The following is a 9835-nucleotide window of genomic DNA, read 5'->3' on the forward strand; positions in this document are numbered from 1 at the left end:
TCATCATTACCCCCCGGTAACGACTCTTCTTCCACATAACCCTGCTCGACCGCATCTTCGGCAACCGGAATATCATCGATAACAGTCACATTAAAACTCGAAGAAGCCGAATCCCCATCATTCTCCTCAACGGTAAAGTTGAATGTCAGTAACAGTTGATTTTCACCATCGGCTTCAGGATGATCGAGCTGTCCAAGAAGAGTGAATGTGTATGACTGGTTACCATCCTCGGACGCAGGATCATTGATAACGACTTCAAAAACTCTCTGTTCCTGGGCTGGAACTCCATCTGGAGGAAGATCACCGGTATACCCGATAAGAGTATGACCATCAGGTGAAACATAGTATTTGACCTCTTCGCCTGCAGATTCAAGGCCGGCCGGTGGAGTATTACCGTCAAAAAATGTGTCGACTCCATCGCCGCCTGGAACCACACCAAGAGAGCCACCATCCAATGGTTCCTGGGACTGGTCGTTACCGTTCGGCGATAAATCATCTTCGTCGACAAGCGCATTCTCAGGGGTTCCTATTTCCGGCTCAGTATCGATAACACGCTCTCTCGCCTCGAATTCCCTGAACAACCTTACAACAGCTTCCCGTTCTACAGGGTCAACCGGAGCTAACGTGAACTCGATTCGGGGATTATGTGTCGCACGACCTTCTAAAAATGGATCGGGATCACCTGCTCTTCCATTCAGCGTTGATTCATAGGTGCCTAAAATTGAAACAAAACGGTAGTCCGGAGCATCAAGTGCCTCTTGAAGACGCTCAATACGAATAAACCCGTGAGGATAATCGGATTGCTCCTCAACAATCTGACTGCTATCTTGTCCCTCTTTCGCATCTGCGGCTTTTTCTTCGGCCTCCTCATCGGTTTTTTCTGCAGAGTCTTTTATTTCCTGCTTCTGCTCGGAAAACTCTTCAGTCATTTTGACAGTTTGGCTTTCCCCGATAAAAAGAACCTCACCGTCGATAAGCCGAAGCTCAGCGCTCCCATCACTTTTTGTTAGAACAACGTCACCTTCATATACCGTATCACCAGGCTTCAGGAGACGAATGTCACCACGTTGAGAACGTACATATACAGTACCGGTTACAGTAAGCACAGTTGCTATGGGCTTATCCATGTTATCCTCCGCTTGAAAAAAGCTTTTTTCAGCACAGCCTTTCTACCAAGAATTACAAACACCGAATCGAACGTGTCGTGTAATAATTTTAGTGGAGAAAAGAACACGTCTTTTCTCAGTGGCTATAAAACCACGGAATATGTAATCGAAAAACAACGGAAATCAGGGGGTACTGAGAACCGGAGGGATAACACACCGGCCGCCATATATTGCGCACATATGTAAACACGCTATCCCTACAGTTAAACTGCAAAAATGGCACATAATAATACTATGCTACAAACAACTACAGCAGGAAAACCTGTACAGCTTATGCGGTTTTTGAAAAGGCCTGTAAAAACAGCCTCTTCCCTGTACAACTAATGATAAGACTTAGCCAGGACAGACGTAATCTGCTTTACTGTCCCTTGTAATCTTTTAGAGAACTTAAAGAAAAGTTACCATAAAGAACAAAATCTGAATAAAAAAAGCATCAAAAACGTAATTTTGCAGAGAAAAACACATCATATATCCACGATCTATCTTTCTTTCATGGCATTTGATGTCGCTCGAAGAATAGGCTTCAGCAGATAGGTCAATACCGTTCGCTTGCCGGTCATGATGTCGACTTGAGCCATCATTCCTGGAATCACCGGAAGACCTTCTTTGATAGCTGTTGCCGGTGTCTTCACTCGTACGAGATAAAAAGTGTGCCCTTCTTCATCGCTGACCGTGTCAGCGCTTATATGGTAAACCTCACCACGCATCCCCCCGTATATGGTAAACTCGTATGCGGTAAGTTTCACCATTGCCTGTTGTCCAGGATGCAGAAAGGCGATATCCTTGGGGGAAATTTTCACTTCCACTTCCAGACTGTCTCCAAGCGGCACGATATCGGCCACCCTGCCTCCCGGCTTGACAACCCCTCCGATCGTATTGATGTAAACTCTCTGAACGGTCCCGCGGACAGGCGCTCTGATTTCCGTTCGCTCAACAAGGTCAGCAAGGCCCTTGGTCCCCTGACTCAAGCTGGCTATCCTGCTAAGTACCACCTCGAGCTCTTTGCGCCACTCATTTCGACTTTTGAGCTCCACTTCCTTTACCCTTTCCTTTGCTTCATCAAGCATGCGTTCGAGGGTTGCTTTTCTTGCCAGTGCGGCATCTCTCTCACCCCTGGCATTGGCTACATCACGCCTCAGCCTTATCACTTCGACCTCTGAAACAGCACCACTCGAAAGCAGAGGTGCTGTTTTTGCAAGTTCCTGCGATGCCAGGCTAAAGCTACGCTCTGCCTGCACCAACCGCGCATCGACCTCTTCAAGCTCATGGTGCCGTTGAGAAAGCTGTTCCTTGACAATTACCATTTGAGCATTGAACTCTTTCAGACTCTCTGCATAAAGCAACTTTTCATGCTCAACAATTTGCGGTACATCTTTCAACTTCTTTTCGGGCAGTTCAAGCGGCACACCTTCCGCAAGAGCACGAAGGCGAGCTTCTTTCGCAACAAGGCCAAGCACTTCGTATTCTTTCTCCTGAAAAGAAGATGTAAAACGGGTGGGATCTATCCGCATCAGTATGTCACCGGCTTTCACTTCCTGGCCTTCGTGAACCCTTATCTCTTCCAGAATACCCCCGTCAAGTGATTCGACGACCTGGAGCCGTGAAGAAGGGATCACTTTACCCATCCCTCTTGTTACCTCGTCCAGCGGTGCAACCATTGCCCAGAAAAGAAAAAGCAAAACAGTAATTCCCATTATTTTCAGCACCGCACGTGCTCTGACCGGCTCTTGCTGCATTTTTGCCCACTCGGCATCTTCCGTCCAGTCAGCTCGCTCCTCCTCTTCCATGGGAATCCACCGGTCAAAGAAACGGTCAACAAAAACACGCCCCTTGTCACCCATCTCCCGGATGAACCCCCCAAGTCGTTCAAATCCATCTTTTGTCCGGGGATCGATCATGTTTCCACTCTCCTGATCTGCCCTTTCTTCAAAGCGTCGAGAACTTTCTCCTTAGGACCATCGGCAACCACTTTTCCTCCATCCATAACAATAATTCTGTCAACAAGATTGAGAAGTGATGTCCGATGAGTGACGATCAATACAGTTTTTTGGCGAACATATTGCTCGAAACGCGTTTTAAAAATGCCTTCCGTCGTGTTATCCATTTGCGACGTAGGCTCATCGAAGAGCAGAATCGAAGGATCGTTGATCACAGCCCTGGCAATAACCACCCCTTGCCGCTGGCCACCTGAAAGAAACTCACCTCGCTCACCGACCTGCATGTTGAATCCATGAGGGTGTTTGTCGACAAATTGGTCAAGTGTTCCTATTGATGCCGCCCGTAAAACCTCCTGGTCACTTGCCTGAGGATATCCCAGCGTGATGTTATCACGAAGTGAACCAAAAAAAAGCATGGCTTCCTGCGAAACATAGCCGATATTGTTACGCAGTTCCATAGGATCGACCTGACGAATATCAATGCCATCGATAAACACCGTTCCACTTTTCGGCTGATAAAGCCCTGCAATCAAACGCTCAATGGTTGTTTTCCCGGAACCGATTCGTCCCAGTATGGCAACATGTTCTCCTTGCCGAATTCGGAACGATACTCCTGAAAGAGCTTCCCGCTCCTGATTCGGATAAGCAAAATGCACATCTCGAAACTCGATATTACCTTGACAAGATTTTCGCGAAACAAAACCAGCATCAACCGGGCGTTCAACCGGCAGTTCCATAATCGTGTTCAATGAAGTCAGCGACGTTTCAGCTTGATGGTACTGCACCAGCAAAGCCGCACTCTGACTGACCGGAGACATCACCCGCGATGTCAGTATATACACCGCAATCAGACCGCCCATCGTGAGGTTGCCGGAAGAAATCAGATAGACACCGACAATGAAACCGAGAATCGATACAATAGTTTGCACCATGTACGCCCCGCTTGAGACCGAAGCAGAAAGAAAACGCAGTTGTTCGCCGACCTTGGCCAAACGCGCAACAACCTTTTCCCATCGTGCCTGAAAACTGTTCTCGGCATTGACCGCCTTGATGGTTTCAATACCCGTCAACCCCTCGATGAGCGTTGCACTACGTTGTGCACCCACGCGATACGACTGCTCAGTAAGATCATGCATCTTCCCCTGAATGGTCATTGCATAGAGAAAAACAGCAGCCACGCCGAGCAGAACAGGAATAACCAGTGGCCAGGAAATAAGCGCAATGACAATAATAAACAGCGAGGCAAATGGCAGATCGACAAGAACCGCAATCGTTGAAGAGGTGATAAAGTTTCTGACAAACTCGAAAGCCTGTAGATTCGATGCAAATGAACCTACAGAAGCCGGCCTGTGTTCCAGCCTCAAACCAAGCACTTGCTCCATGATCGATGATGAAAGCTTCACATCGGCCCGGCTTGAAGAAAGGTCGATAAAGTAAACCCTCATGAGACGGAGAACTATATCGCCCCCAAGTGCAAGAAGAACCGCCGCCGAAGTCACCCAGAGCGTCTCTACTGCAAGATTCGGCAGCACCCTGTCATAAACATTTCGGATAAACAAGGGCATCGCCAAAGCAAACAGATTAATCATGACTGCTGCAGCAAGAATGTCCTTGTAGAGCGGTTTGTTTTCTTCGATGACGCTCCAGAACCAATGACGGCGCTTCAAGTTGCGAACCTCTGGAGTCCTGCCGTCATAGCGAAACTCCGGGCGTATATAGATAGCGGTCCCTGTAAATCGTGAATCGATATCATCGATTGGCAGCTCGACCGGAGCGTCACCTAATTCAGAAAAAGAAACAAACGCTTTCCCTGAACTCACATCGAGGCGATGCAGCACACAAGCATCGTTCTCCTTCAAGAGAAGGATCACAGGAAACAATGCTGAATTGAGCTGAACAAGCGGCAAGCTGACAATACGACTGCTGAAACCGGCCTTCTTTGCCGCTCGAGGAAAAAGAGAAGGCGTCAAGCCTTTGTTATCGAGAGGCAGCCCGGCAACAACAACGTCCCGCTCGACAGGCAATTCATGAGACTTCGCTATAACAATCAAGCACTCAACAAGCGGATCATGTGGTTTTTTACCCCCCTTCGGCAAATTCTGCTGCGCAAATTGAGTGCTTTTGTCCTGCTGCATTCTTTTTATCTGATTCTTATTATACCTTGATCAACAGCAAAACATAACAAAAAAAACATACAGTAGATTCCTGTTTTCTTGTCTGATTATAAGCTGTTATGCCGCTATACCTGTTATCTGATCGATTGAAAATCACCCATTATGGATTTACAGTAACATTGAACAACGGTATTATATTATTAATGGGTGGAGGGAAAAACAGGGGAAATATGCAAAAGAGAGTGAGTATTCCCTCTATTTTTTACAGGGAATACTCTACAGTATACAAGACAACATCGATATCACAAACTGGCCTGCCCTGTAATCACTTCTCCATTGGGGTCACACTGACAGGTTGTGTCACTTCGGCGTCAGAAGATAAGTGATCTGCTGCTGCAACAGGAACCGCACACAACTCAAGATCTTCCTGTGTCGGTAAGTCCTCACGGACCACACCAATACTCTGCAGCAAACGGCCCATGCCGGCCAACGCTCTTGCATCGGCTATTTTCAAGTCATAAAATGCATTTGAATAAGCCCGCTGAGCCTGGAAGTACTCATTTTCCGTATCGAGGAGGTCCAGTAATGTTCGCTTGCCGATATTGAACTGATCGCGGTATGCCACACGTACCTTAGCCACATTTTTCCTGTGTTGGTCAAGATACTCGACCTGATATGCTAACACCGACTTATCGTTATAAGCTATTTCCAAGGTTTGACGAACTTCCCTGCGAACTTTTTCACGAATGTCCATCGAGCGCAGTTTCTTCATTTTATACTGCTTCACGGCAGCAAGATCAGATCCGCCGTTGAATATGTTGTAGGTCATCAACAACTCAACTGCGGCTTCGCGTTCATAGGCATCTATGCCGTCCTCATCCCAACTCCAGTCATGGTATGCACGAATATCAAAGCGTGGATAAAATTTCGACTGCTGCACCCTTACCGCCTGTTCGGAAGCCTCTATATCTGCAAGCGTTGCAAGAAACGACGGGTTCTGCTGATAGGCCAACGGCAGGGCTTCTCCCACCGTTGAAGGTAACCCTGTAATATCTACCGAGAAATCCTCAACGTGGTCCGGTGGTAACTCTCCTACAATCCTCTGGTAGCGTGCACTGACATCGTGCAGGTTCGATTGCTCCGTCATAAGGTTCGAACTCGCAAGCGCCAGACGTCCTTTGATCTGTTCCAGATTCACCTTGGCCCCCACACCGGACTTTACACGCTTTGATATCTGCTCATAGATTTCCTGGTGATAATCGTAGTTCTGGTGAGCCATGTCCACCAGGTCACGATACCGCATGACATCGGCATAGGCACGAAGACCTTCCAGGCCTGCACTTTCAAGCGACTGTAAAAACTCGAAGTACCTTGCCTGACTCGAACGTTTCAGGCGGCAGACCTGACTGTTCGTATAGAAACCGTCAAACAGCATCTGTCGCACCTCCAACCGGATGCCTTTGCGCCAGAAATCTTCCGTCCGGCTCCCGTCACGCCAGCGCCGTTCGCGGCCAATATCCGCTGTAGCATCAAGAGTGGGAAAATAACCACCACGAGCAACACCCTGCTCTTCATAAACATCCATGAACGCATGCCAGCTTGCCTGGACTTCAGGGTTTGTGTTGATCGCCTTCTCCACCGCTCCACTCACCGGCTGCACCGTGATCTTTCCGGAACTTTTTTCTGCCGTAGCATCCTGAGCACATACGACATGAGGCGCCACCATGCCTGCAAGCAAAGTTCCCACGAACGCACTCTTTAGCACTTCTTTCATGTTCTTTTTATTCTTCATAACAGGTATTAGTTTATAAGTACAATAAAACTTAACGCTCTTACACTTCAGGGTATTGGTATCCATCCTGGATGTATACGGTTGCTTGCACTCCACCGTAGACCCCGGTATACTGGTCCATAACATAGGTTTCTCCGTTAAGGGTCACGTTCTGATCCGAGGCAGACAAGGTAAAACCCTCAAGTTCAACGATATCCGCTATGCCCCTGAGAATATAGAGAGTGTTGTCGCCGTCCGTTATATCGATCACATCTCTAGCGCTCAGATTCTCTATCTCATTATCGTCTAACAGGTAATCATTTCCACTCGACCCATACTCTCCAGAAGCTGAACTCATATCGATAACCTCGATATCTGTTATCTTCGATGAAAGTGTTGTTCCTGAAAAATCAAGATCGTCTCCATTATCCAACCTGAGTATATCAACATCGTCGCCACCATCAATAATACTGTCAGCAGCATCGTAAAGCAGGATATCATCACCAGCGCCGCCATATAATGAATCATTTCCGGCACCGCCCTCCAGCAAATCATCGCCTGCTCCCCCATTGAGGATATCGTTACCATTGTTACCAATCAGCCAGTCGTCTTCAGAACCGGAATTAATTCCCTGAACTGTACTGCCTGAATTGCTGTCGATAGTCAAGAGATACACACCATCCTGAACTTTCACCGTTGTGGAACCACTTGTATAGACATTGAACGTTACTCCATCTTCAAAAATCTGAGAGCCAACTGTCCAGCTACCATCAAGTTCAACACCTGAAGTTTCATTACCGATAATCTTCAACATACTGCCTCCGGTTATTCCGGAAACGTCACTTTGAGAAAGCCCGAGCACTTTCGCCCCAATGTCAAGCTGTATAATTTCAAGATTTGAAAGCTGAGACACATATGACGTGAAATCAACCGATTCACCTGCCTTGACAAACAACGTATCAGTACCAGCGCCTCCATCTATTGTATCGGCGGTGTCGAAAACAAGAATATCATCACCTTCACCTCCCCAGAGGATATCAGTTCCATCGCCCCCGATGAGCATGTCATTTCCATCGTTACCGTAAATAGTGTCATTTCCATCTCTCCCCTTGATGTAGTCGCTATAAGGGCCTCCGTTTAATGTATCATTGCCATCTGTACCAATGATAGGAGGCGGCTGTACTATGATTGTTCCGGTAGCCGATTGAACATCTCCATCGGAATCAGTTATCTGATAGGCTATATTTTCCGTATAGATTGCAGTAACTACAGTCGTCGGAGAAGAATAAACATATTCACCTGTATCCATATTAACAGCAAGCATGCCGTCATTCGAGGTTGAAATAGTCAAAATCTTGGTAAGTGTATTAAAGGTACTCTGATCGGTCCCGCCACTGACAGATATAGAACCATTTCCACCGCTGCCATCAGGATCATAAGAATACGTTCTGCCATCTATAGTAATAGACTTCACATAACCAGCTTCATCAGAACCGTAACCCTTTACGAGGTTCCCACTGATAGAATCAGGGTCTACAGTACTCAGCAGTATGTCAGAAAGATCATTTTCATTTTGAACAACCACAGCGTCCCTATCTTTCCCCTCTTTTCCATTGTACGCTATCGGCTCCAGATCACCGGTTGATACACCACTGCCAACTCCAATCGCCAAAGCGTCTATTTTTTCAACCCTGAGAAAAGCTTCCCATTGAGCCTGCTCGTCAAGTTGTATTCCATCCTCCCTTTCTGTAGTGTTCCCGGCGCCGCCACCATGCTGTACGTCACTATAATAAGCCGTCCAGGAAGGAACTGTCGGATTGCCATCCGACATAAAATACAGCACATTTTGCGCCTGCGGATTTGAAAGCTTTCCACTCTCTCCATATGCATCCATTGCTTCCTGCAACGCTGCATCATAGTTGGTGCCGCCATTGGCAGATAGTCCATCAATAACAATTTCTGCCTCGTCAGGATCAAGCCAAACATCGCCGTTATAGGTTTGCAATCCGGCCCCGGATGAAAACGTTATGATCTGTACTTTTACATCGCCGATCTTGTCGTACTCATCGATAAGATTTTTCACAGCTTCTTGGGCTATCTCCAATCGGGTTTTTCCGTTAACAGTATTACCCATGCTGCCCGAAACATCAATAACGATAACCAGGTTGGTATCGATCGGTTTTGCAGCAAAAGTTTCGTCCAGCGTATTCGAGGCAGGGATATCGTCCTGCACCGTAATGACCAGACTCCCACCATCCAGCCGAGCTTCGTCTCCGTCCCCATCCTGCACAACTACAGCACTGGACAGGTCAATGTCCAACGACATTTCGATATCATCGGCAGAGGAAACATCGTGATGATCCAACTGGTCCATGAGCGTAAAGGTATAGGCACCTGTTGTCTCATCGACTTCCAGTGTGAACACTTCACGATCACCTGCATTGAATATACCGTTGCCGTCTTCATCGGCATATGCCGTCAACATGTTGTCCGCAACATCGTACTTAACCGCAACACCTGCGGATGAAAGATCATCCGGCAAATCATCCGTATCAGTATTGACTCCATAGACACCCGGTTGATCCGCACCTACCAGAAACAAGTCGCTCAAACTGCCTTGCCAAACCGCATTGTTACCATCTCCGTCCCCATTGATGCCGGCAACATCATTACTGTCCTGGTTACCACCTTCAAGCGCTTCCTCCTCGACATAACCAACGACCGTGTTGCCAGTAGCGCTCGGAACGTCATCAACAATCTCGATATCGAACGTATCGTTCGACGTGTCGCCGTCCGTATCCGTCACCGTAATACCGATGCTGTCAAGCACCGTGTCATTACCCGCAA

Annotated in this window: 5 protein-coding genes; all 5 read right to left on the bottom strand. The window is 47.4% G+C overall.

Annotated features, from left to right (window positions below):
• Positions 1-1127 (bottom strand): retention module-containing protein (locus CR164_RS12835; protein ID WP_146204180.1); only part of this gene is annotated, 1127 nt, incomplete at its 3' end.
• A 518-nt stretch (positions 1128-1645) separates the two neighbouring features.
• Positions 1646-3064 (bottom strand): HlyD family type I secretion periplasmic adaptor subunit, encoded by a 1419-nt coding sequence (locus CR164_RS12840; protein ID WP_110024396.1) that lies wholly within the window; start codon positions 3062-3064, stop codon positions 1646-1648.
• Positions 3061-5238, bottom strand: coding sequence for a type I secretion system permease/ATPase (locus CR164_RS12845; RefSeq protein WP_110024397.1), 2178 nt, complete (start codon positions 5236-5238; stop codon positions 3061-3063). The genes CR164_RS12840 and CR164_RS12845 overlap by 4 nt, the downstream gene beginning before the upstream one ends.
• A gap of 304 nt (positions 5239-5542) precedes the next feature.
• Positions 5543-6991: a TolC family outer membrane protein gene (locus tag CR164_RS12850; protein WP_239994564.1), complete on the bottom strand. Its 1449-nt coding sequence runs from the start codon at positions 6989-6991 to the stop codon at positions 5543-5545.
• Positions 6992-7049: 58 nt separating this feature from the next.
• Positions 7050-9835, bottom strand: a 2786-nt coding sequence (locus tag CR164_RS12855) for a VWA domain-containing protein (protein WP_146204181.1), incomplete at its 5' end; no start/stop codon positions are given.

Origin of the sequence: Prosthecochloris marina (genome assembly GCF_003182595.1) — a bacterium.
Classification (GTDB): domain Bacteria; phylum Bacteroidota; class Chlorobiia; order Chlorobiales; family Chlorobiaceae; genus Prosthecochloris; species Prosthecochloris marina.

What these genes read in the sequence shown, in the direction of transcription:
- CR164_RS12840 (WP_110024396.1), bottom strand. Translation starts at nt 3,064, where the DNA reads ATGATCGATCCCCGGACAAAAGATGGATTTGAACGACTTGGGGGGTTC.
- CR164_RS12850 (WP_239994564.1), bottom strand. Translation starts at nt 6,991, where the DNA reads ATGAAAGAAGTGCTAAAGAGTGCGTTCGTGGGAACTTTGCTTGCAGGC.
- CR164_RS12845 (WP_110024397.1), bottom strand. Translation starts at nt 5,238, where the DNA reads ATGCAGCAGGACAAAAGCACTCAATTTGCGCAGCAGAATTTGCCGAAG.